General features: G+C 60.8%; 21 protein-coding genes. 13 read left to right on the top strand and 8 right to left on the bottom strand.

The window, feature by feature from the left end:
- Positions 1-133 precede the first annotated feature (133 nt).
- Genes HX805_RS30230 through mrcB form a run of 3 tightly spaced genes read right to left on the bottom strand, consistent with a single transcriptional unit; the run spans position 134 to position 3,544 of the window.
- A complete protein-coding gene (locus HX805_RS30230; protein ID WP_177117578.1) occupies positions 134-463 on the bottom strand; it encodes a YqcC family protein in 330 nt (109 codons plus the stop codon).
- The gene (locus HX805_RS30225; protein ID WP_008436887.1) at positions 463-1,203 is read right to left on the bottom strand and encodes a M48 family metallopeptidase; all 741 of its coding nucleotides are present in this window, start codon (positions 1,201-1,203) and stop codon (positions 463-465) included. Before HX805_RS30225 ends, HX805_RS30230 begins: the two co-directional genes overlap by 1 nt.
- A 16-nt stretch (positions 1,204-1,219) precedes the next feature.
- Positions 1,220-3,544 (bottom strand): penicillin-binding protein 1B, encoded by a 2,325-nt coding sequence (gene mrcB / locus HX805_RS30220; RefSeq protein ID WP_177117577.1) that lies wholly within the window; start codon positions 3,542-3,544, stop codon positions 1,220-1,222.
- A gap of 118 nt (positions 3,545-3,662) precedes the next feature.
- Here mrcB and HX805_RS30215 point away from each other — a divergent pair, with 118 nt between their 5' ends.
- The 3 genes from HX805_RS30215 (at position 3,663) to HX805_RS30205 (ending at position 6,131) form a co-directional block, all read left to right on the top strand.
- Positions 3,663-5,219 (top strand): bifunctional aminoglycoside phosphotransferase/ATP-binding protein, encoded by a 1,557-nt coding sequence (locus HX805_RS30215; protein ID WP_003212136.1) that lies wholly within the window; start codon positions 3,663-3,665, stop codon positions 5,217-5,219.
- Between the two features lie 94 nt (positions 5,220-5,313).
- Positions 5,314-5,658 carry a pentapeptide repeat-containing protein gene (locus tag HX805_RS30210; RefSeq protein WP_003212138.1) on the top strand — a complete coding sequence of 115 codons (345 nt, stop codon included), beginning with the start codon at positions 5,314-5,316 and terminating at the stop codon, positions 5,656-5,658.
- Positions 5,659-5,858: 200 nt separating this feature from the next.
- Positions 5,859-6,131: a TfoX/Sxy family protein gene (locus HX805_RS30205; protein WP_003212140.1), complete on the top strand. Its 273-nt coding sequence runs from the start codon at positions 5,859-5,861 to the stop codon at positions 6,129-6,131.
- A gap of 249 nt (positions 6,132-6,380) precedes the next feature.
- Here the strand turns inward: HX805_RS30205 and HX805_RS30200 are convergent, their stop codons facing one another.
- The 3 genes from HX805_RS30200 to HX805_RS30190 are packed head-to-tail and all read right to left on the bottom strand — an operon-like array spanning position 6,381 to position 9,060.
- On the bottom strand, positions 6,381-7,148 hold the full coding sequence (locus HX805_RS30200) for a heme ABC transporter ATP-binding protein (RefSeq protein ID WP_177021516.1): 768 nt from the start codon (positions 7,146-7,148) through the stop codon (positions 6,381-6,383).
- The gene (locus tag HX805_RS30195; protein WP_003212144.1) at positions 7,148-8,185 is read right to left on the bottom strand and encodes an iron ABC transporter permease; all 1,038 of its coding nucleotides are present in this window, start codon (positions 8,183-8,185) and stop codon (positions 7,148-7,150) included. The genes HX805_RS30200 and HX805_RS30195 overlap by 1 nt, the downstream gene beginning before the upstream one ends.
- The gene (locus HX805_RS30190) at positions 8,182-9,060 is read right to left on the bottom strand and encodes a hemin ABC transporter substrate-binding protein (RefSeq protein WP_102368088.1); all 879 of its coding nucleotides are present in this window, start codon (positions 9,058-9,060) and stop codon (positions 8,182-8,184) included. The genes HX805_RS30195 and HX805_RS30190 overlap by 4 nt, the downstream gene beginning before the upstream one ends.
- A gap of 207 nt (positions 9,061-9,267) precedes the next feature.
- Between HX805_RS30190 and HX805_RS30185 the strand changes: the two genes are divergently transcribed.
- Positions 9,268-9,585 (top strand): Rieske (2Fe-2S) protein, encoded by a 318-nt coding sequence (locus HX805_RS30185; RefSeq protein WP_003212149.1) that lies wholly within the window; start codon positions 9,268-9,270, stop codon positions 9,583-9,585.
- On the opposite strand, the gene sfsA is transcribed toward HX805_RS30185, so the two are convergent.
- Positions 9,582-10,295 carry a DNA/RNA nuclease SfsA gene (gene sfsA / locus HX805_RS30180; RefSeq protein ID WP_177081385.1) on the bottom strand — a complete coding sequence of 238 codons (714 nt, stop codon included), beginning with the start codon at positions 10,293-10,295 and terminating at the stop codon, positions 9,582-9,584. The genes HX805_RS30185 and sfsA overlap by 4 nt on opposite strands.
- Positions 10,295-11,467 carry a pyridoxal phosphate-dependent aminotransferase gene (locus tag HX805_RS30175; protein WP_008436881.1) on the bottom strand — a complete coding sequence of 391 codons (1,173 nt, stop codon included), beginning with the start codon at positions 11,465-11,467 and terminating at the stop codon, positions 10,295-10,297. Before HX805_RS30175 ends, sfsA begins: the two co-directional genes overlap by 1 nt.
- Positions 11,468-11,788: 321 nt before the next feature.
- Here HX805_RS30175 and dksA point away from each other — a divergent pair, with 321 nt between their 5' ends.
- The 9 genes from dksA (at position 11,789) to panC (ending at position 22,442) form a co-directional block, all read left to right on the top strand.
- A complete protein-coding gene (gene dksA / locus HX805_RS30170) occupies positions 11,789-12,223 on the top strand; it encodes an RNA polymerase-binding protein DksA (RefSeq protein ID WP_003212154.1) in 435 nt (144 codons plus the stop codon).
- Between the two features lie 84 nt (positions 12,224-12,307).
- Positions 12,308-13,195, top strand: a complete 888-nt coding sequence (gene gluQRS / locus HX805_RS30165; protein WP_003212155.1) for a tRNA glutamyl-Q(34) synthetase GluQRS — start codon at positions 12,308-12,310, stop codon at positions 13,193-13,195.
- Between the two features lie 62 nt (positions 13,196-13,257).
- The gene (locus HX805_RS30160; RefSeq protein ID WP_003176118.1) at positions 13,258-13,434 is read left to right on the top strand and encodes a hypothetical protein; all 177 of its coding nucleotides are present in this window, start codon (positions 13,258-13,260) and stop codon (positions 13,432-13,434) included.
- Positions 13,418-16,372: a sensor histidine kinase gene (locus HX805_RS30155; protein WP_023659379.1), complete on the top strand. Its 2,955-nt coding sequence runs from the start codon at positions 13,418-13,420 to the stop codon at positions 16,370-16,372. The genes HX805_RS30160 and HX805_RS30155 overlap by 17 nt, the downstream gene beginning before the upstream one ends.
- 22 nt (positions 16,373-16,394) lie before the next feature.
- A complete protein-coding gene (locus tag HX805_RS30150; RefSeq protein ID WP_003212159.1) occupies positions 16,395-17,834 on the top strand; it encodes a sigma-54 dependent transcriptional regulator in 1,440 nt (479 codons plus the stop codon).
- 711 nt (positions 17,835-18,545) lie between these two features.
- Positions 18,546-19,952, top strand: coding sequence for a polynucleotide adenylyltransferase PcnB (locus tag HX805_RS30145; RefSeq protein WP_177081384.1), 1,407 nt, complete (start codon positions 18,546-18,548; stop codon positions 19,950-19,952).
- 4 nt (positions 19,953-19,956) lie between these two features.
- Positions 19,957-20,445 (top strand): 2-amino-4-hydroxy-6-hydroxymethyldihydropteridine diphosphokinase, encoded by a 489-nt coding sequence (folK, locus tag HX805_RS30140; RefSeq protein WP_003212163.1) that lies wholly within the window; start codon positions 19,957-19,959, stop codon positions 20,443-20,445.
- 348 nt (positions 20,446-20,793) lie between these two features.
- Positions 20,794-21,594: a 3-methyl-2-oxobutanoate hydroxymethyltransferase gene (panB, locus tag HX805_RS30135; protein WP_008436874.1), complete on the top strand. Its 801-nt coding sequence runs from the start codon at positions 20,794-20,796 to the stop codon at positions 21,592-21,594.
- Positions 21,591-22,442 carry a pantoate--beta-alanine ligase gene (panC, locus tag HX805_RS30130; protein ID WP_003212166.1) on the top strand — a complete coding sequence of 284 codons (852 nt, stop codon included), beginning with the start codon at positions 21,591-21,593 and terminating at the stop codon, positions 22,440-22,442. The genes panB and panC overlap by 4 nt, the downstream gene beginning before the upstream one ends.
- Positions 22,443-22,473: the final 31 nt, after the last annotated feature.

The following is a 22,473-nucleotide window of genomic DNA, read 5'->3' as shown; positions in this document are numbered from 1 at the left end:
TAATTGCGCTTTTTTCCAACTAAGCGCATGAGAACGTAGAAGAAAGGGGCTTGAGGAGGGATAAAACTCGCCTGAATGGCGCAAAGCGGTAGAAATATGCGCAAGACTGCCGGAAAAACCGGCAGCCAGGCAATTAACGAGCGTCGACGATCAGTTGATCGAACTTTTTCAGCGCAGTCCGCAGGCCAAGGCTCTCAAGTGGCCGATCGGCGTAAACCATCTCGGTCATCTCCAGAATCCCCGACGCATTGGGCAATGGCAGGTCCTGTTCGAGGATTTGCTTCATCCGTGTCAGGAAAATCCATTGCAGCCACTGGTGAAAGTCCAGTTTGTCGACGGAAAACGGCTCAACACTGCTCAAGGCTTCAGCACTGGGGGACACTTCGTCCCACCAGCCCTGCAAGCGCAGTTCGCGCTCGATCAACAACAACTGTTCGGCAATCGCCGGAAAGCGCGCATCCATCAGAGGCTTACCTTGGCTTTTTGCCGAGCCTGGGCGGCGCCGGCAGCATCGCCTTGCTTCTCGCGGGCATCACCGATCAAGCTCCACAGGCTGGCCTGCAGGTCTGGACGGCCATTGGCCAGGGTCAGGCCGCGGCGGGCAAATTGTTCTGCTTGTGGGGCATCGCCCTGGGCCATGCGAACCTGAGCCAGGCGGTATAGCACTTGCGGCTCACGCGGTGCCACGCGCTGGGCGCGCTCGAGGCTCGACGATGCGCCGTTCAAATCGCCACCCGACTGCTGCTGTTGGGCAGTGGTGAGCAACGCCAGCACCGGGCCATCCAACTGCTCATCGGCTGACAGACCGCCGGCACTGCTGGCGGAAGGAATTCCACTCGGCGTCGACGGCATGTTGTAGGTGCCCTGGTTGATCGGTGCCGTTTGAATCGGCGTGGCGTCGATCGGGCCCGATGTACTTGGGCCTGGGGTCCACGGCTGAGTACTGATCGGAGCCGAGGTGGCAGCACCGCCACCCGGGATCATCACCACTACACCGGAGTCCTGAGGCACGGCTTGCGCCTGGGGCCGGGCCTGGGCAGGACGGTTGGTAACGGTTTGGCGGAAGCCGCCGTTGGCCGAGATCCGGTCGTTGTTGGACACCGTTGTACTGGAGTCCACCACCGGAATAGAGCCCCGCTCCACGCTGGCGCAACCACCGAGCAATGCCAAAACTGTAATAGCTGGAATCAACAACTTGTTCACGTGAAACCCTCTTTGCTTAATTCATCCAGCCCTTGACCCAATCCATCACCGATTCAGCACTGGCGGGCGCACTGGCACCGCACGCTGCACCGGGTGGTGGCTCGCTGCCGCGAATATACGGCATCTGCACCGCGCCCGGACAGTTGGCATCGGAACCCTGGCCGGTGTGCGGATCGATCCAGGCCTGGACGATATTGTCCGGCTGCGGCATGTTCAGCGGCAGTGGATCGGCCTTTTTCATGAAACTGGTCCATACCTGCAACGCGCCGGTGGCACCGGTAAACGGCGTCTTGCCGTTGTCATCACGCCCCAGCCAAACCACTGCCAGCAGGTCCTGGCTGAACCCTGCGAACCAGCTGTCCCGCGAATCGTTACTGGTACCGCTCTTGCCGGCCAGTGTCAGGTTGGCCGGCAGCACGTTGTAGGCCGAGCGCCCGGTACCTTCGCGCATCACGCGCTGCATGGCGTTCTGGATCAGGTAGATCGAGGCCGGGTCAAAGCGTTGCTGAATCTGGAACGGATAACGCTTGAGCGGTTCGCCTTCGGCCGTCAACACGCTTCGGATCCCACGCATCGGCGTATTGAAACCACCGTTGGCCAGGGTCTGGTACATGGTCGCCACTTCCATCGGGCTCATCGCACCCGCACCCAACAGCATCGATGGGAACGCCGGGAACTCACGAGTGATGCCCAACCGGCCGAGCGTCTTGAGCACGTTCGGCACGCCCAGTTCAAGGCCGAGGCGGGAAGTCGAGATGTTGTAGGAATGCGCCAAGCCCTGGTACAGGAAAATCGTACCGTGGGAGCGACGATCAAAGTTATGCGGCGTCCACATCTGGCCATCAGCTCCTTTGACCGACAGCGGGTCATCGGACAGCCAACTGGTCAGCGTGTACTTGCTCGGTTTTTCCAGCGCGGTCAGGTACACCGCCGGCTTGACCAGCGAGCCAATCGGCCGCACCGCGTCCAGCGCCCGGTTGAACCCGGCAAAGCTGGCCTGGCGACTGCCGATCATGGCCTGGACTTCGCCGGTTTCCGGGTTGGTCACCACCATCGCAGCCTCGACGTCGTCAGAGCCTTTACGACCTGTCAGGCGTTTGAAGGTGTCATTGACCGACGCTTCGGCCTTCATCTGCAGGATCGGGTCGAAACTGGTGAAGATCCGCAGGCCTTCTTCGGTCAAGTCTTCGTCGCGGTAGTCTTCACGCAGTTGGCGTTTGACCAAGTCGATAAAGCCCGGGAAGGAGCTGTCGGCGAGCTTGCCGCGGGTGGTTACACCCAGTGGCATTTTCTTCGCGGCGGCCACTTGTTCAGAGGTGGCGACACCTTGCTGCTCAAGTACATCCAGCACCAGGTTACGGCGCTCCAGCGCCCGCTCCGGGTTGCGACGCGGGTTGTAGTAGGACGGCCCCTTGACCATGCCCACCAGCAGCGCCACCTGGTGCAACTTCAGCTCGGACAACGGCTGGCCGAAGAAGAACTGGCTGGCCAGACCAAAACCGTGGACGGCACGCTGACCATCCTGGCCAACGAATACTTCATTGAGGTACGCCTCAAGAATTTCCTGCTTGCTGTAGTGCAGCTCCAGCAGCATCGCCATCATGGCTTCGGTCAGCTTGCGGGTCAGGCTGCGCTCGTTGGTCAGGTAGAAGTTCTTGACCAATTGCTGTGTCAGCGTACTGCCGCCCTGGGTCATCTTGCCGCCGGAGGTGTTGACCCAGATGGCGCGCGCGATGGACTTCGGTGATACGCCCCAGTGGCTGTAGAAATCCCGGTCTTCGACGGCGATCAGGGTATCCAGCAGGTAAGGCGGCACCTGATCGATCTTGATCAGGATGCGGTCTTCCAGGTTTTTCGGATAAATCCCACCGATCATTAAGGGTTCCAGGCGCACCACCGGCAACTTCGAGCCGTTGAGCGAGGACAGTTCGGCTACGTAGTCGCCAGAGAAACGCACGCGCACCGGCTGGGGTTTTTCCAGGCCTTCATAGAACTGGAAGCCGCGGGTGTTCAGGTCAACCGTGTTGCCGCTGACGGCAGCGGCGCCGGGGCCATTACTCACGGGTTCGCGGCGATAGCCCAGGGCATCGAGCTCGGTGAGGAAGTCATCCTTGCTCAGCTTCTGGCCGCTGAACAGTTCCAGCGGGCGCGCGTAGACCTTGGCCGGAATGGTCCAGCGCTTGCCGGAGAACTTCTCCTGGACCACGGCATCGAGGTAAACCGCGAAGCCGGCGATCACGACAAGCCCTACCAGGCTGAGCTTAAGCACCCAGCCCAGCCAAGGGCGCAGGCCGCGGGAAGGAGGTTTTTTACGGGAACGGGGAGATCGGGTACGAGTCATGGCGGCGGATTATACGCACTTTATTGATGACCAACATGAGCCGGACAGCGGTTTGCACGACCGCCTGTAGGAGCCATAATGCCCGCCATGAATTTTCCCAGACTCTGAAGGATCGCCCGTGAGCCAGTCCCTGATTGCTGCCCTGCAAAACCCGGCCCTGTTTCCCCATCCGGTGGATCAGTTCCAAGTCATCGAGACCCATATTTCCTGGGTCCTGCTCACTGGGCCCTATGCTTACAAGATGAAGAAGCCGGTGAATTTCGGTTTCCTCGATTTCACCACCCTGCAAGCCCGCGGACACTTCTGCAATGAAGAGCTGCGCCTCAACCAGCGTCTGACCGATGATTTGTATCTTGAAGTGTTGCCGATCACCGGCAGCGCCGAGGCACCGCAGTTGGGCGGCGACGGTCCGGTGGTCGACTACATGCTGAAAATGCGCCAGTTCCCGCAAAGCCAACTGCTCAGCACCCTGCAGGCCAACGGCGAACTGACCAGCGCGCACATCGACGAAATGGCCAGGCAGATCGCGCATTTTCACCTGAATGCCCCGAAAGTCCCGGCCACTAACTCTGCTGGCACGCCGCACGATGTCATGGCACCGGTGCTGCAGAACTTCGAGCAGATCCGTCCGTTCCTCAGCGACAAGGCCGACCTGGCACAACTGGACGCCTTGCAGGCCTGGGCCGAAAGCAGCTTCGAGCGCCTCAAGCCACTGTTCGAACAACGCAAGCTCAATGGCTTCACCCGCGAATGCCACGGTGATATCCACCTGGGCAACGCCACGATGATTGATGGCCACGTGGTGATCTTCGACTGCATCGAGTTCAACGAGCCGTTCCGCTTCACCGACGTGTATGCCGACACCGGCTTTTTGGCGATGGACCTGGAAGACCGCGGCCTCAAGAGCCTGGCACGACGCTTCATCAGCCAGTACCTGGAGCTGACCGGCGACTATCAAGGCCTGGAAGTACTGAACTTCTATAAAGCCTACCGCGCCCTGGTACGCGCGAAGATCGCGCTGTTCAGCATGCCTTCCGAAGCGGATGCGGTGCAGCGCGCCACCACCCTGCGCCAGTACCGCAACTACGCCAACCTGGCAGAAAGCTACAGCACCATCCCGTCGCGCTTCCTGGCCATCACCCATGGGGTATCGGCCGTTGGCAAAAGCCATGTATCCATGCGCCTCGTAGAAGCATTGGGGGCGATTCGCCTGCGTTCGGACGTAGAGCGCAAGCGCCTGTTCGGCGAGCAGAAGGTCGAGAACACGCCGCAGGCCGGGATCTACGCCGCAGACGCCAGCGCCGCGACCTACGCGCGCCTGAACGAAATCGCCGACACCGTACTGCGCGCCGGTTTCCCGGTGGTATTGGACGCGACCTTCCTCAAGCGAGAACAACGCGACGCGGCGGCCAAGATCGCCGAGGCCACCGGCGCGCCATTCCTGATCCTTGACTGCAATGCGCCACAGGCGGTAATCGCCGCTTGGCTGGCACAACGTCAGGCGGACAAGAACGACCCTTCCGACGCCACCCTGGCCATCATCGAAGAACAGCAGGCCACCCGTGACCCGCTCAGCGCCGAGGAGTTGCTGCTCAGCAAGCGCGTGGAGACCAATGAAAGCGGGACCCTGGACGCATTGGTGGCACATATTCGCCAGCGCCTGCCGGGGCTGTAAGAAATATTTCTTGGTCGTGCAGCCTTCCGGGGCTCACGGCCGAGAAATAGTGGCACTATAATGGCGCCATAATTCCAACACGGGAGTCGCCATTGTGAGCCAGCCGAAGCTACTTGATACCCCGCTGTACGCGCTTCTGCATAAAGATGATATCCGCGGCTTCAACCAGGAGCGTCCGAAAGACGGCACCATCGATATGCGCGGTGGCGACTTTCGCGGCCTGGACCTGCGCGACCTGAATGCCGATGGCGTGGATTTCACCGACGCTTATTTCCGCTCCGCCGACTTGCGCGGCCTGGATTTGCGTGACTGCCCACTGGAAGGGGCGAGCCTGGCGCATGCCCAGATCTCCGGCACTTATTTCCCCCCTGAGTTAAGCGCTGACGAGATCCTGATGTCCGTCAATTTCGGCACACGCCTGCGCTACCGCACACGCTAAACCGCTGCATCGGCTCCCGGCTACGCACAGGGCGTACCGGGGGCTTCACCCTTTCCTACGCTAAAACCCCCGCCTGCCTTAGAAGCTTTTAGGTCGTTGCCGACCAAAGAACTACGCTTTTCCTACTGAGCGCTACACTCCTTTCAGGCTTGCCTGGTCACGATACCCACCGAACCATTCGGCCGTCGCAAGGAGGCTTGATGAATGATGAGCTGCAACACCTGAAAAACCTTGGCAAGACGTCGGCGCAATGGCTGCATGCGGTGGGCATCCACAGTGCGTCCGACCTACGCCGCCTGGGGGCAGTCGACGCGTACCGTGCCGTACGCACCCGCGGTTTCAGGGCATCCAAAGTGTTGTTGTATGCCATTGAAGGCGCGCTGATGGATGTGCACTGGAATGACATTCCCGTTGAACGCAAGGAAGCTTTAAATCGTCAGCTGGACGCTCTGACGGCACGCCAAAAGAATTGAGACGCCAACTTGCACCCGCGTTTACGGGGATTCCAAACAGAAGTTTGAGGAAATTCGCAGAGGCCGCAAAAACAAATGTTGACTCTCAAATGAGAATCGTTATGATTATCACAACTGGTCGCGAGATCAGCCGATAACTGAAAGACCATTGGTTCGGACTCTCAGATTATCTCCTCATCAGGCTAATCACGGTTATTTGACCCGGCTCTTGCCGGGTCTTTTTTTGCCCATAAAAAACTGCGGCGATTTTCAGCGGGCAATGATCAACGGATGGCCGCGCTCCGGATGCGGCTGCACCAACACATCCAGCCCGAATACCGCCTTCAGCGGCTCAGGCCGCAACACCTGTGCCGGTGTGTCCAACGCATGGGGCCGGCCATCCTCCAGTAACAGGATGCGATCACAGTAGCGCGCCGCCAGGTTCAGGTCGTGAAGGATCACCAGCACCGCCGCGCCACGGTCGGCAAAGCGGCGGATCGCCTGCAAGGTGGTGTGCTGGTGCAGCGGGTCAAGCATTGATGTCGGCTCATCCAGCAACAAGGTCTGCCCCGCTTCACCCGGCCATAGCTGCGCCAGCACCCGTGCGAGGTGCACACGCTGCCGCTCGCCGCCCGACAACGCCAGATAGCTGCGCCCGCTCAAATGGCTAACGTCGGCAGCCTGCAAGGCAGCATTGATGATTTCATCGTCACGCACCCGGCCCGTCTGATGAGGCAAGCGCCCCATGCCTACCACCTCTTCGACGCGAAAGGCAAAGTCCAGGGTCGAGGTCTGCGGCAACACCGCCAGCCGCTGGGCACGCTGCGCTCCGCCCCAGTCCTTCAACTCACGCTGATCCAGCCACACACGGCCTTGGTCGGGCTGCAACTCGCCGCATAACGCACCGAGCAATGTACTTTTTCCCGCACCGTTGGGGCCCAATACGCCGAGCACTTCTCCTGGCAGCAGGTCCAGGGTGATGTCCGCCAGCACAGTTTTGCGCCCACGGCGGATCTGCAGGTCTTCTACTCGCAGCATCAAGCGCGCCCTCGTAACAAAAGGTAGAGGAAAAACGGCGCACCGATAAACGCGGTAACAATGCCGATCGGTAATTCCGCCGGCGCCAAGGCCAGGCGCGCCACTAGATCGGCAAACAACAGCAAACTCGCCCCCGCCAGCACCGAGGCTGGCAGCAGCACCCGATGATCCGGCCCTGCCAGCAGGCGTACCAGATGCGGCACCACCAGCCCGACAAAGCCAATCATCCCCGCAGCCGCCACGGCCGCGCCCACACCCAGCGCGGTGCAGAACACCAGTTCGCGCTTGAGGCCTTCAACATCAATGCCCAAGTGACTCGCTTCCGACTCACCCAGCAGGAGTGCATTCAGCGCCTTGGCCCGGCGCGGCAGCCACAGTGCTACGCCGGCGCTGACCAGCAGCAGCGGCCATAAGCGCGAGTAGCTGGCGCCATTCAGGCTGCCCAAGTTCCAGAACGTCAGGGTGCGCAAGGTAGCGTCATCTGCCAGGTAGGTGAACAGGCCCACCGCCGAACTGGCGAGCGCCGTCAGGGCGATACCCGCCAGCAACATGGTCGCGACGTTGGTTTGGCCGTTGCGCCGCCCCAGGCGATAGACCAGCGCTGTTACCCCCAAACCGCCGAGGAAGGCACACAACGACAGCAGATAAGGCCCGAGGGCATCCGGCAAACCGCCAAAAAACGAACCACCGACAATCGCAATCGCCGCGCCCAACGCTGCACCGCTGGAAACCCCGACCAACCCGGGATCAGCCAAGGGGTTGCGAAACAGCCCCTGCATTGCAACGCCGGAAAGCGCCAGAACCCCACCGACGGCCAATCCCAGCAACGTACGCGGCAGGCGAATCTGCCCGAGGATCAACTCCGCCTGCTCCAGGCCTTGGGCCTCGATTGGCACACCCATCAAGCGTAAGGCTGCCCGCAGTGTGTCCATTAACGGCAAACTCACCGGTCCAAGGGCCAATGACAACCAGATCGCCAATACACACAGCAGACTCAAGCCGATAAACAGGGTTCGCGGTTTAACCAGAGTGGTCATGGGGCGGTATTAGCCTGAGACGGATAGAACCCGGCAGACAGCCTCACCAGGCTTTGCGGCAAGCGTGGCCCAAGCCCACCCACCAGCAGCGTCGGGTCCAGTTCATAGACGCGTCCATTCTTGGCCGCTGGCGTCGAAGCCAGGATCGGGTTTTCCTTGAACAACGCGGCGCGGGCCGCATCCCCGGTCAAAGCGCGATCGGCAAACACCAGCACCTCAGGATTGAGCCCCGCCAGCGACTCTACGGAAAACGGCTTGTAACCATCGTGGGTCGCCAGGTTGTGGCCGCCGGCCTGCTGCAACATCCAGTCAGCCGCCGTGTCTTTGCCCGCAATCAGCGGTTTGCCGCCGGCATGTCCCAGCAGCAACAGCACTCCAGGCGCCTTTTGAGTGGCCTGGGCCTTGGCCACCCAGTTCTTTTGTTGGTCAAGTTGTTGCTGATAGTCACTGAACAGTTCTGCAGCCTTCGCTTCGTTACCCAGCAGCTTGCCCAAATGCTGAAGGTTGCCCTGCAGCGTCGGCAGATCCGGCTCGGCTGAAAACAGCTCCACTTTCACACCGGCATTGCGGATTTGCGCCAACACCGGTGGCGGCCCCATTTCCTCGGTGCCCACCAGGATTTGCGGGCGCAGGCTCAGAATGCCTTCCGCCGACAACTGACGCTGGTAACCAATGCTCGGCAACGCCTTGAGGGATTCCGGATGCTGGCTGGTGGTATCCACGCCCACCAGCTTTGACTCACCGCCCAGGGCCGTCACCCATTCCGACAACGCACCACCGGCGCTGACCCAGCGTTGTGGCAGTTCAGAGGCCTGGGCCCCAGCGTTGACCAGCAGTCCGACAACGAGCGCGATAGCACTGGCACTCAGGCGCATAAAAGGGTTTCCTTCCAAGGGGTGAGCCCGCTGAAACACTCGCAATGTGACAGATCAAGGCTGCCGGACATCGTACAGAGCGCCCAGTCAGCTTACGGGCGAAGCCGGCATTTGATAATTGTTTGCATTTGCACGTCAAGCACCGGGCTCTGCGGCAAAAACCAGGATAGCCTTGCAGCCCGCAAACGGCGGCACTTAAGGATCGATATGAAGTTTCTCTGCGCCTCCAGCGAACTCGCACCCAACGCCAGCCTCGGTTTCGATATCGACGGCCGCAAGCTGTTTGCCGTGCGCCGCGAAGGCATTGCCTACTTCTATATCAACCGCTGCCCACATCGCGGGGTGCCGCTGGAATGGCAGCCGCACCAGTTTCTCGACCCCAGCGCCAGCCTGATCCAGTGCGCCACCCATGGCGCGCTGTTCCTGATCGAAAGCGGTGAGTGCGTCGCCGGCCCTTGCGCCGGCCAGAGCCTGACAGCCCTGCCCGGCCGCGAGGACGAACAAGGCCTGTGGGTACAACTCTAGTCGCCGAGCAATACTTCCAGCCGGCGATCGACGCAGATTTCCTCTGACGTTACTCGCACGCCATAGGCCAGCACCTCGACGCCCGCCGCCTTGGCCTCACGCAACGCTGCCGCGTAACCGGCATCAATTTCTTCGGCAGGACGCACCGCATCGATCCCCGAGAGGTTGACGCAGTACAACTGCACTGCCCGTACACCCTCACGCGCCAGATGCGCCAGCTCACGCAGATGCTTGGCACCGCGCTGGGTCACGGCATCGGGAAACGCCGCCGTCGAGGTCCCGTCAAACCCGAGGGTCACGCTTTTGACTTCGACATACGCCGCGCCCGCCGGGTAGTCCAGGCGGAAATCGATCCGGCTGTTTTCCTGGCCGTAGGCGACTTCGCGTTTCAAGGCAGTAAAGCCATTGAGCTCGGTGATAACCCCCGCGCGCAGCGCTTCTTCAACCAACTGATTGGCCCGCGCCGTGTTCACACACGCCAGGCGCCCTTGTGGGGTTTCGCTGATTTCCCAGGTGCCTGGCAGCTTGCGCTTGGGGTCATTGGAGCGGCTGAACCAGACCTGGCCACCTTCCATCATGCAGTTGAACATCGAGCCGGTGTTCGGGCAGTGAATGGTCAACAACTCGCCGGTAACGGTTTCGATATCGGTGAGAAAACGCTTGTAGCGGCGGATCAGCCGGCCTTCTTCAAGGGGAGGATTAAAGCGCATCAGCCTTGCCAACTCCGCAGGCCGCGGGCAATCCGTTCAACGGCTTGCTGTAGGCGATCAAGGTTTTGCGTATAGGCAAAACGCACATGGTGACCGGCTTGATAACGGCCGAAATCCAGGCCCGGCGTGAACGCAACGTGCTCGGTTTCGAGGAAGTGCCGACAGAACGCGAAGGCATCGCCGCCGAATGCGCTGATATCGGCATACAGGTAGAACGCGCCTTCCGGCTCCACGGCAATACCGAAACCCAACTCGCGCAGGGCTGGCAGCAGGAAATCGCGACGCCGGCCAAACTCGGCCCGGCGATCTTCAAGAATGTTCAATGTTTGCGGGGTGAAGCAGGCCAGGGCCGCATGCTGGGCCATGCTCGGCGCGCTGATGTAGAGATTCTGCGCCAGCTTCTCCAGCTCACCCACCGCAGCAGGCGGCGCCACCAGCCAGCCCAGGCGCCAGCCGGTCATTCCGAAATACTTCGAAAAACTATTTAGAACGAAGGCTTCATCGTCAACTTCCAGCACGCTGGCGGCATCGGTGCCGTAGGTCAGGCCGTGGTAGATCTCATCCACCACCAAATGCCCATTGCGCGCCTTGATGGCGCTCGACAACCCCGCCAACTCGTCCCGCGTCAGGATGGTGCCGGTAGGGTTGGCAGGCGACGCGACCAACGCGCCCACGCTGTCCTGATCCCAATGGCGCGCCACCAGGTCGGCGGTCAGTTGATAACGCACCTCGGGGCCGACCGGGACCAGTTGGGCCGCGCCCTCCACCAGCCGCAGGAAGTGGCGGTTGCAGGGGTAGCCTGGGTCTGCCAGCAGCCAGTGCTTGCCAGGATCCACCAGCAGGCTGCTCGCCAGCAACAAGGCTCCCGAGCCGCCGGGAGTAATCAGAATTCGCTCGGGATCGATGCTCAACCCGTAGCGCTGCTGGTAGAAACCGCTGATGGCTTGCCGCAACTCCGGCAGCCCGCGGGCCGCGGTATAGCGGGTCTTGCCATTGGCCAGCGCCGCCTGCCCGGCCTTGATGATGGGCTCGGCGGTGGTGAAGTCCGGCTCGCCGATTTCCAGGTGAATCACGTCGTGACCGGCGGCCTGCAATTCATTGGCCCGCGCCAGCAACGCCATGACATGGAAAGGTTCGATAGCGCGGCTGCGCGCACTGTAGGGCTGAGCCATTAGCCTTCCTTAACTCTGAGGACAAACCCCGATTCTACCCAACCCGCCGCGCAAAACCTGCTCTATTGCCCCAAGACATGTAGCAAGCACGGCAAGCAACTACCTGCAAAACAGCTAAAATCAACATTCGAGACCGTACAAGCCCGCCCTGCTGGGGCCTGCGGCGGTTTGCAAGCCTCAGGAGACGGTGCCTCGACAACCGGGAGTGGCGCACCCCGAATCTATCTGGTAAGTTCGCCCGCTTGCAGCCGCAGGGCCGGCAGGTGTCGGTGATGTTGCAATCCTGCGCAATGGATTAGAAGAGTGAGAGGCGGTCCATTCATGCCCACCCAAGCAAAGCAACAGAGCATCAGCGGCTTCCAACCCTACGTCGAGGCGAAGGGTGAGGAATACATGGGCAAGCCCATGCGCGAACACTTCTCCAAGATCCTGAAGCAGTGGAAACAGGACTTGATGCAAGAGGTTGACCGTACCGTTGACCATATGAAGGACGAAGCGGCCAACTTCCCGGACCCGGCAGACCGAGCCAGCCAGGAAGAAGAGTTCGCCCTTGAACTGCGCGCCCGTGATCGCGAGCGCAAGCTGATCAAGAAGATCGACAAGACCTTGCAACTCATCGAAGACGAAGAGTACGGCTGGTGCGAGTCCTGCGGCGTCGAGATCGGTATTCGCCGCCTGGAAGCGCGTCCTACCGCCGACCTGTGCGTGGACTGCAAGACCTTGGCTGAAATCAAGGAAAAACAGGTCGGCAAGTAATCATTGCCGGGCTGAACAAATGGGGCGTGCGAACGCCCCATTTTTGTTTCTGGCGTTTGCTGGTTTTCCAGTAATATCCGGCCCATGACAGCCTCCTCCTATATCGGGCGTTTCGCCCCCACGCCCAGCGGACACCTGCACTTCGGTTCCCTGGTCGCCGCCCTCGCCTCCTACCTCGACGCCCGTGCCAATCAAGGCCGCTGGCTGATGCGCATGGAAGACCTCGACCCGCCACGGGAAGAACCCGGCGCCCAGGCCGCCATCCTGAATGCCCTGGAACGCTATGGTTTTGAATGGGACGGGGAGTTGGTCCGACAAAGCGAGCGGCACGATGCCTACGCTGAAGTGCTCAACCGCCTGTTCAATCATGGCCTGGCCTACGCCTGCACCTGCTCGCGCAAGCAACTGGAGCCCTATAACGGGATTTATCCGGGACTGTGCCGCAATGCCGGGCATGACCAGCAAGATGCCGCCATCCGCCTGCGAGTACCGGAGCTGGAGTACCACTTTACCGACCGCGTACAAGGCGAATTCCGACAGCATCTGGGTCGCGACGTAGGCGACTTCATCATCCGCCGTCGCGACGGCCTGTATGCCTACCAACTGGCGGTAGTCCTCGATGATGCCTGGCAAGGTGTGACCGACATTGTGCGTGGCGCCGACCTGCTCGACTCCACGCCGCGCCAACTGTATCTGCAAGAATTGCTGGGCCTGCGCCAACCGCGTTACCTGCATGTGCCGTTGATCATCCAGCCGGACGGTAACAAGCTGGGCAAATCCTACCGCTCACCGCCCTTGACCACTGACCAGGCCACGCCTTTGCTGTTAAGAGCACTGCGCGCCCTGGGCCAGCCGGCGGGCGACGAACTGCACCACGCCAGCCCACGGGAACTGCTGGATTGGGGCATTCAACACTGGGATGCCACACAGATCCCGCGCACACTCACGCTGGCCGAAGCGCAATTGCGCTGAAGGCGCTTGCAGCTTGCGAGCCATCCGTTACCATCGCCGCAGTTTTTCAATCAGAGGCCAACATGTACATCTATCGATTGGTCCTGCTGCTGGTCGTCGGGATCTACCTGTTTTCTCCCGCCATCATGGATTGGTGGATCGACGCCACAGGCGCCTGGTACCGGCCCTATCTGCTTTGGCTGATTCTGATCGTCGTGACTTTCATCCTGCAGAGCCAAAAAGATGCCGATGAGCTTTAGCCTGACCGAGATGCTGCTGATCAGCGCCGCCTACCTGGCCGCGTTGTTCGGGGTAGCCTGGATCAGTGAACGTGGGATGATTCCGCGGGCGATCATTCGCCATCCGTTGACCTACACCTTGTCCTTGGGCGTGTACGCGAGTGCCTGGGCGTTTTATGGCACCGTGGGCCTGGCCTATCAGTACGGTTACGGCTTTCTTTCGAGTTATCTCGGGGTGTCCGGCGCGTTTTTGCTGGCGCCGGTGCTGTTGTATCCGATCCTGAAAATCACCCGCACCTATCAGTTGTCGTCCCTGGCCGACCTGTTTGCGTTCCGTTTTCGCAGTACCTGGGCCGGTGCACTGACCACGATTTTCATGCTGATCGGCGTGCTGCCGTTGCTGGCATTGCAGATCCAGGCCGTGGCCGACTCCATCAGCATCCTCACCCGCGAACCGGTGCAACACCGCGTGGCATTGAGCTTCTGCGCACTGATCACTCTGTTCACGATTTTCTTCGGCTCACGGCATATCGCCACCCGTGAAAAACATGAAGGACTGGTGTTTGCGATCGCGTTTGAATCGGTGATCAAGCTGATCGCCATCGGCGGCGTCGGTCTGTACGCGTTGTATGGCGTATTCGACGGCCCGCAACAGCTGGAACTGTGGCTGCTGCAAAACCAGACCGCCCTGGCCGCACTGCACACGCCGTTGCAGGAAGGCCCATGGCGCACGCTGCTTTTGGTGTTCTTCGCCTCGGCGATTGTGATGCCGCACATGTACCACATGACCTTCACCGAAAACCTCAACCCGCGCTCGCTGGTCAGCGCCAGCTGGGGCTTGCCGCTGTTCCTGCTGTTGATGAGCCTGGCGGTGCCGCTGATCCTGTGGGCCGGCCTGAAACTTGGCGCCACCACCAATCCCGAATACTTCACGCTGGGCGTGGGTATTGCAGCCAACAGCAAATCCCTCGCATTGCTGGCCTATGTCGGCGGATTATCGGCCTCCAGCGGGCTGATCATCGTCAGTACCCTGGCGCTGTCGGGGATGGCGCTGAATCACCTGGTGCTGCCGCTCTACCAGCCGCCGGCCGAAGGCAATATCTACCGCTGGCTGAAATGGACCCGCCGGGCCCTGATCGTCGCGATCATCATGGCCGGCTATGGCTTCTACCTGTTGCTGGGTGCAGAACAGGACCTGGCCAACCTGGGGATTGTCGCCTTCGTCGCCACCTTGCAGTTCCTGCCGGGCGTGCTGTCGGTGCTGTACTGGCCGACCGCCAACCGCCGAGGCTTTATCGCCGGTTTGCTCGCCGGGATCCTGGTATGGACCGTGACCATGCTGCTGCCGCTGGTGGGCAACCTGCAGGGCTTCTACATCCCGCTGCTGAACATGATCTACGTGCTGGATGACACCAGTTGGCACATGGCGGCAATTGCCTCGCTGGCGGCCAACGTGCTGATGTTCACCCTGATTTCGCTGTTCACCAACGCCAGCCCCGAAGAAACCAGCGCCGCCGAAGCCTGCGCAGTGGACAACGTCCGTCGCCCGCAACGCCGCGAACTGCACGCCGCCTCACCCCAGGAATTCGCCACGCAACTGGCCAAGCCGCTGGGCGCCAAGGCCGCACAAAAGGAGGTCGAGCAGGCCCTGCGCGATCTCTACTTGCCGTTCGACGAGCGCCGGCCTTATGCCCTGCGCCGCCTGCGGGACCGTATCGAAGCCAACCTTTCCGGCCTGATGGGCCCGAGCGTGTCCCAGGACATGGTCGAGACCTTCCTGCCCTACAAGGCCGGCGGCGAAAACTACGTGACCGAAGACATCCACTTCATCGAGAGCCGGCTGGAGGATTACCACTCCCGCCTCACCGGCCTTGCCGCCGAACTCGACGCCCTGCGCCGCTATCACCGCCAGACGTTGCAGGAACTGCCGATGGGCGTCTGCTCCCTGGCCAAGGATCAAGAGATCCTGATGTGGAACAAGGCCATGGAAGAGCTCACCGGCATCGCCGCCCAACGTGTGGTGGGCTCGCGCCTGAACACCATTGGCGACCCGTGGAAAGAATTGCTCCAGGGCTTCATCAACCTGCCCGACGAACACTTGCACAAACAGCACCTGGCGCTGGATGGCCAGACCCGCTGGCTCAACCTGCACAAGGCCGCCATCGACGAGCCACTGGCGCCCGGCAACAGCGGCCTGGTGCTGCTGGTGGAAGACCTGACCGAAACCCAGATGCTCGAAGACAAGCTGGTGCACTCCGAGCGCCTGGCCAGCATCGGGCGCCTGGCCGCGGGTGTGGCCCATGAAATCGGCAATCCGATCACCGGTATCGCCTGCCTCGCGCAAAACCTGCGGGAAGAGCGCGAAGAAGACGGCGAAATCATCGAAATCAGCGGGCAGATTCTCGAGCAGACCAAGCGTGTCTCGCGCATCGTGCAGTCGCTGATGAGCTTTGCCCACGCGGGCGCCCATCAGAATCACGACGAAGCGGTGTGCCTGGCTGAAGTGGCCCAGGATGCCATTGGGCTGCTGGCCTTGAACCGGCGCAATTTCGAAGTACAGTTCTTCAACCTGTGCGACCCGGAACACTGGGTCGACGGTGATTCACAACGCCTGGCCCAAGTGCTGATCAACCTGCTGTCCAACGCCCGCGACGCATCGCCGGCCGGCAGCGCAGTACGGGTCAAGAGCGAGGCTTTCGAGCACACGGTCGATCTGATCGTCGAGGACGAAGGCAGCGGCATTCCACAGAACATCATGGATCGATTGTTCGAACCCTTCTTCACCACCAAGGATCCGGGTGAAGGTACCGGTCTGGGCCTTGCACTGGTCTATTCCATCGTTGAAGAGCATTATGGACAAATCACCATCGACAGCCCGGCTGACACCGAAAGCCAACGCGGCACCCGTATTCGGGTGACCTTGCCGCGTCATGTCGAAGCGACGTCCGCTGTGAACTGAGACCGTCGAGAGAGTTGAATCAATGCCGCACATTTTGATCGTCGAAGACGAAACCATTATCCGCTCTGCCTTGCGTCGCCTGCTTGAACGTAATCAGTACCAGGTCAGCGAAGCCGGCTCGGTGCAGGAAGCCCAAGAGCGTTTCAGCATTCCCACGTTCGACCTGATCGTCAGTGACCTGCGTTTGCCAGGCGCCCCCGGCACCGAGCTGATCAAGCTCGGCCAAGGCACTCCGGTGCTGATCATGACCAGCTACGCCAGCCTGCGCTCGGCCGTGGACTCCATGAAGATGGGCGCGGTGGACTACATCGCCAAGCCCTTCGACCACGACGAAATGCTCCAGGCCGTAGCGCGCATCCTGCGTGACCGTCAATCGGCCAGCAGCGCACCGGCTGAACGCCCGGCAGCGGGCAAGGCCGCCAATGGTTCTGAAAAACCCGGTATTGACAACAGTAACGGCGAAATCGGCATCATCGGCTCCTGCCCACCCATGCAGGACCTGTACAGCAAGATCCGCAAAGTGGCGCCAACCGACTCCAATGTACTGATCCAGGGCGAGTCCGGTACCGGTAAAGAACTGGTGGCCCGTGCCCTGCACAACCTGTCCAAGCGCGCCAAGGCACCGATGATCTCGGTGAACTGCGCGGCGATCCCCGAATCCCTGATCGAATCCGAATTGTTCGGCCATGAAAAAGGCGCCTTTACCGGCGCCAGTGCTGGCCGTGCGGGTTTGGTTGAAGCCGCCGACGGCGGCACGCTGTTCCTCGACGAGATTGGCGAGCTGCCGCTGGAAGCCCAGGCACGCTTGCTGCGGGTACTCCAGGAAGGCGAAATACGCCGCGTCGGTTCGGTACAGTCGCAGAAGGTCGACGTGCGACTGATTGCGGCCACTCACCGTGACCTGAAGAGCCTGGCCAAGATTGGCCAGTTCCGTGAAGACCTTTATTACCGCCTGCACGTGATCGCTCTCAAACTGCCGGCCTTGCGTGAGCGCGGCGCCGACGTCAACGAAATCGCCACGGCCTTCCTGGCGCGCCAGAGTGCGCGAATCAACCGTACCGACCTGAAGTTTGCTGCCGATGCCGAGCAGGCGATTCGTCACTACTCCTGGCCGGGTAACGTGCGGGAGCTGGAAAACGCGGTAGAGCGTGCGGTGATTCTGTCGGAGAGCCCGGAAATTTCCGCCGAGCTGCTGGGGATCGATATCGAGCTCAGCGACCTGGATGATGATGACTTCATCGGTTTGCCACCGCAGCAAGGTGGCGGCAGTAACAACAGCCACGAGCCGACGGAAGATTTGTCACTGGAAGATTACTTCCAGCATTTCGTGCTGGAGCACCAGGACCATATGACCGAGACCGAACTGGCGCGCAAACTGGGCGTCAGCCGTAAATGCCTGTGGGAACGGCGCCAGCGCCTGGGTATCCCGCGGCGCAAGACCGGGGTTGCCAGCGAAAGCTGAGTGGGCTGCCCCCACAGGTAACACCCTCAGATGTGAAAAAACTGTTACCGCTGATTTTTCACGTAACAAAAGCCGGGGCTTACGGTAACGAAGCCCCGGCTTTTTTTCGCCTTCAACAAACCCGAAAACGCCCCGAACCCCTTATTTTGCTGGGCCTCGCAAAAGTTGGCACGCACCCTGCTATATGCTTAGTACAAAAACAATAACAAGCAAATGTACAAGACAATAAAAATAAGACGAATCGACTCACGCATAACAAAAACAACACGGCGGAGGCGCAGCTAACTGATTCTTTTGGAGAGGCGTTGCATTTGGGGCTTGCCCCGCAACCAGGCCGAGAACAACAAAAACTGCCCTAAGGCAGAGCCTGAACTGGTTGGATCGTAGATCAGCAACACAGCGACCAAAGCAATCCGTTTGCTCTTGGCTCCCGATTGGGAGTGTCATGAAGGTGAAGCTTCATGGCGAGGGCGATCAACAAAAACAAGAAGCCCGAAACCAATAATAAAAATAGAGCACGCAACTACTTCTGGGGGAGCTTCGGCTCCCCTTGTAGTTTCCGCGATTTGGCACCTGCCACCCTTCTTTTAAGCTTCTGGCTCAAGCCTTGCAGCTAGTTCCTACACCATCCCCTGACTAAATGCTAGAATCCCGGCCCATCATGCGGTCATTCTTCGTTATGGCCGAACATTCCTTCAAACAGTGCATCCCATGCTGAAGAAGTTGTTCCAGTCATTCCGTTCTCCCTTGCGTCGTACGCAACACAAACGCAGCACGCCTGAAGTGCTCAATAGCAGCCAGCATTCGCTGCAACGCGCCCAGTTCAGCCGTTATGCGGTGAACATCGTCGAACGTTTGCAGAACGCCGGCTACCAGGCCTACCTGGTTGGCGGTTGCGTGCGCGACATGTTGCTCAATATCACTCCCAAGGATTTCGACGTCGCCACCAGCGCCACGCCGGAACAAGTGCGTGCCGAATTCCGCAATGCGCGGATCATCGGCCGGCGCTTCAAGTTGGTGCACATCCACTTTGGTCGCGAGATCATCGAGGTCGCGACCTTCCGCGCCAACCATCCGCAAAACGATGAAGAAGAAGACACTAACCAGTCTTCCCGCAACGAAAGCGGGCGCATCCTGCGGGACAACGTCTACGGCACCCTGGAAGAAGACGCGCAACGCCGCGACTTCACCATCAACGCCTTGTATTACGACCCGGTCAGCGAGCGCATCCTCGATTACGCCAATGGCGTACACGACATCCGCAACAACTTGCTGCGCCTGATCGGCGACCCGACGCAACGCTACCAGGAAGACCCGGTGCGCATGCTGCGGGCCGTGCGTTTTGCCGCCAAGCTGAACTTCGGCATCGAGAAGCACACGGCCGCGCCGATTCGCGACCTGGCGCCGATGCTGCGGGAAATCCCCTCGGCACGCCTGTTCGAAGAGGTGCTCAAGCTGTTCCTCTCCGGCTATGCTGCCGACACCTTCGAAATGCTGGTTGACCTGCAGTTGTTCGACCCACTGTTCCCGGCCAGCGCCGAAGCACTGGAGTACAACCCGACCTACACCCACACGCTGATCAGCGAAGCCTTGATCAACACCGACCTGCGCATCAAGCAGAACAAACCGGTAACCCCGGCGTTCCTGTTTGCCGCCCTGTTGTGGCCAGCGCTTCCAAAACGCGTCATGCGCTTGCAAGACCGTGGCATGCCGGCAATTCCGGCCATGCAGGAAGCCGCTCACGAGCTGATCGCCGAGCAATGCCAGCGCATCGCTATCCCGAAACGCTTCACCATGCCGATCCGCGAGATCTGGGACATGCAGGAGCGCCTGCCACGCCGCAGCGGCAAACGCGCCGATCTGCTGCTGGACAACCCGCGCTTCCGTGCCGGCTATGACTTCCTGCTGCTGCGCGAAAGCGCCGGCGAACAGACCGACGGCCTGGGCGAATGGTGGACCGACTACCAGGACGCCAACGACAGCCAGCGCCGCGAGATGATCAAAGAGCTCAGCAGCAAAGGCGAAACCACCGGCGATGGCCCGAAAAAACGTCGCCGCAGCAGTGGCAGCAAGCGCAAACGCAGCGCTGGCGATTCATCGAGCGCGTCGGGCGAGTAAGCACGTGGAACGTATCTACGTCGGCATGGGCAGCAACCTGGCTGCCCCTGAACAACAATTGCGCGACGCCATCGAGGCCCTCGCGCAATTGCCGGACACCACTCTGGCGGGCGTCTCCGCCTTCTATCAAAGTGATTCCCTGCTCCCGGGCCAGCCGCGCTATACCAATGCGGTCGCGGCCCTGGACAGCGCCCTGGCACCACTGGAACTGCTCGATGCGCTGCAAGCCATCGAGAATGACCAGGGCCGCGAGCGTCTTGAGCGTTGGGGCCCGCGCACCCTGGACCTGGATATCCTGGTGTTTGGCGACCGGCTGATCGACGAGCCGCGCCTGAAGGTGCCGCACTATCAAATGCACCTGCGGGCGTTCGTGCTTTACCCGCTGGCAGAACTGGCCCCGGCCAGCCTGCAACTGGCCGATGGCCGCCTGCTCGGCGACCTGCTGGATGCCTGCCCGTTTGTCGGCCTGGAACGCCTGCCTTCAAACCTGTAGGAGCGAGCTTGCTCGCGAAAAACCTGAGAACACCGCTGGACGCCAGGCTTCCCGCGTCATCATTGACGACCTTCGCGAGCAAGCTCGCTCCTGCATTTACTACGCATCATTTACTGCTGAATCGCATCAGTAACAGCGGTAACACCACCGCCGTAACAATGCGGTAACACATCCAATTGACTTCCAGAGTCCTCCTCACGACTATAGGCGTCCCGCTGCCGCCTACCCGGCGCTAAAGGGCGCAATCCAGGCCTTATAAGCACTGATCCTTAAGAAAGTGCGCCTGTATAAACGAAGACTCACGCGCGTTACTCGCTGTTTCCAAGCGCCTGAATGAGGACCCTTTTCATGCCAAACGTTACCCTGAGCACCTTGCAGAGCCTCAAGCTCAAAGGTGAAAAGATCACCATGCTGACCTGCTACGACGCCACTTTTGCCCAGGCCAGCAGCCAGGCAGGAGTTGAAGTGTTGCTGGTGGGGGACTCCCTGGGCATGGTTCTACAAGGGAATGACAGCACCCTGCCCGTCACCAATGATGAAATCGCTTACCACACGGCCTGCGTCAAGCGCGGCAACGAAGGCGCCTTCATCATTGCCGACCTGCCCTTCATGGCCGATGCCACCATCGAACAGACCCTGACCAACAGTGCTCAACTGATGCGTGCCGGTGCACACATGATCAAGGTTGAAGGTGCCGCCTGGCTCGCCGAGTCGATTCGTTTGCTGGCTGAACGCGGCGTGCCGGTTTGCGCGCACATGGGCCTGACGCCACAGTCGGTGAATATCCTCGGCGGCTACAAGGTACAAGGCCGCGGCGAAGCCCAGGCGCGCCAGATGCGGGCCGATGCCATCGCCCTTGAACAGGCCGGTGCGTGCATGATTCTGCTCGAATGCGTGCCAAGCGAGTTGGCAGCGGAAATCACCCAGGCCGTTAAAGTTCCGGTGATCGGTATCGGCGCCGGTTCTGCCACAGACGGCCAGGTATTGGTACTGCATGACATGCTGGGCCTGTCCCTTACCGGCCGCGTACCCAAGTTCGTGAAGAACTTCATGGCGGGCCAGGACAGTATCCAATCAGCCCTCGCCGCCTACGTCAGCGAAGTCAAAGCCGTCACCTTCCCGGGCGCCGAACACGGATTCTCCGCATGAACACCGTCAAGACCGTGCGCGAACTGCGCGCCGCCGTCACCCATGCCCGCAGCGCGGGCAAACGCATCGGCTTCGTGCCCACCATGGGCAACCTGCACAGCGGCCATGCCACGCTGGTCACCAAGGCTGCGCAACAAGCCGACTTCGTGGTGGCGAGCATTTTCGTCAACCCGCTGCAATTTGGCGCCGGCGAAGACCTGGACAAATACCCGCGCACCCTGGCGGCCGACCAGGAGAAGCTCTTGCAAGCCGGTTGCAACCTGCTGTTCGCCCCGACCGTCGAGGAGATGTACCCCGACGGCATGGCCGGCCAGACTCGCGTCAGCGTGCCGCAACTGTCCGAAGGCCTATGCGGCGCCAGCCGGCCCGGGCATTTTGAAGGCGTGGCCACGGTGGTCAGCAAGCTGTTCAACATGGTCCAGCCGGACCTGGCGATCTTTGGCCAGAAGGACTACCAGCAACTGGCGGTGATTCGCGCCATGGTCCATGACCTGAACATGCCGATCCAGATTATCGGCGAGCCGACCGTGCGCGCCGACGACGGCCTCGCGCTGTCGTCGCGCAATGGTTACCTCACCGACGAGCAGCGCGCGATCGCACCGGTGCTGTACCGCAGCCTCAGCCAGATCGCCGCCGCCATTGAAGCGGGCGACCGCGACTTCGCCAAACTGCGCGCCGCACAGGTCCAGCAGATCGAAGCGGCAGGTTTTCGCATGGACTACCTGGAGGTTCGCCAGGGCCTGCACCTGCGTCCGGCCACCGCCGAAGACAAGGACCTGGTGATCCTGGTCGCCGCCTACCTGGGCGCCACCCGGCTGATCGACAACCTGCATCTGCACCTGAACTGACCCCGCCGCACACCCCGCCTGTTGCACTGCC

Source organism: Pseudomonas sp. G5001 (genome assembly GCF_013385475.1).
In the GTDB taxonomy this organism is placed as follows: domain Bacteria; phylum Pseudomonadota; class Gammaproteobacteria; order Pseudomonadales; family Pseudomonadaceae; genus Aquipseudomonas.
The sequence above is the reverse complement of the archived record's forward strand: the minus strand, read 5'-3'. Positions and strand labels throughout refer to the sequence as shown.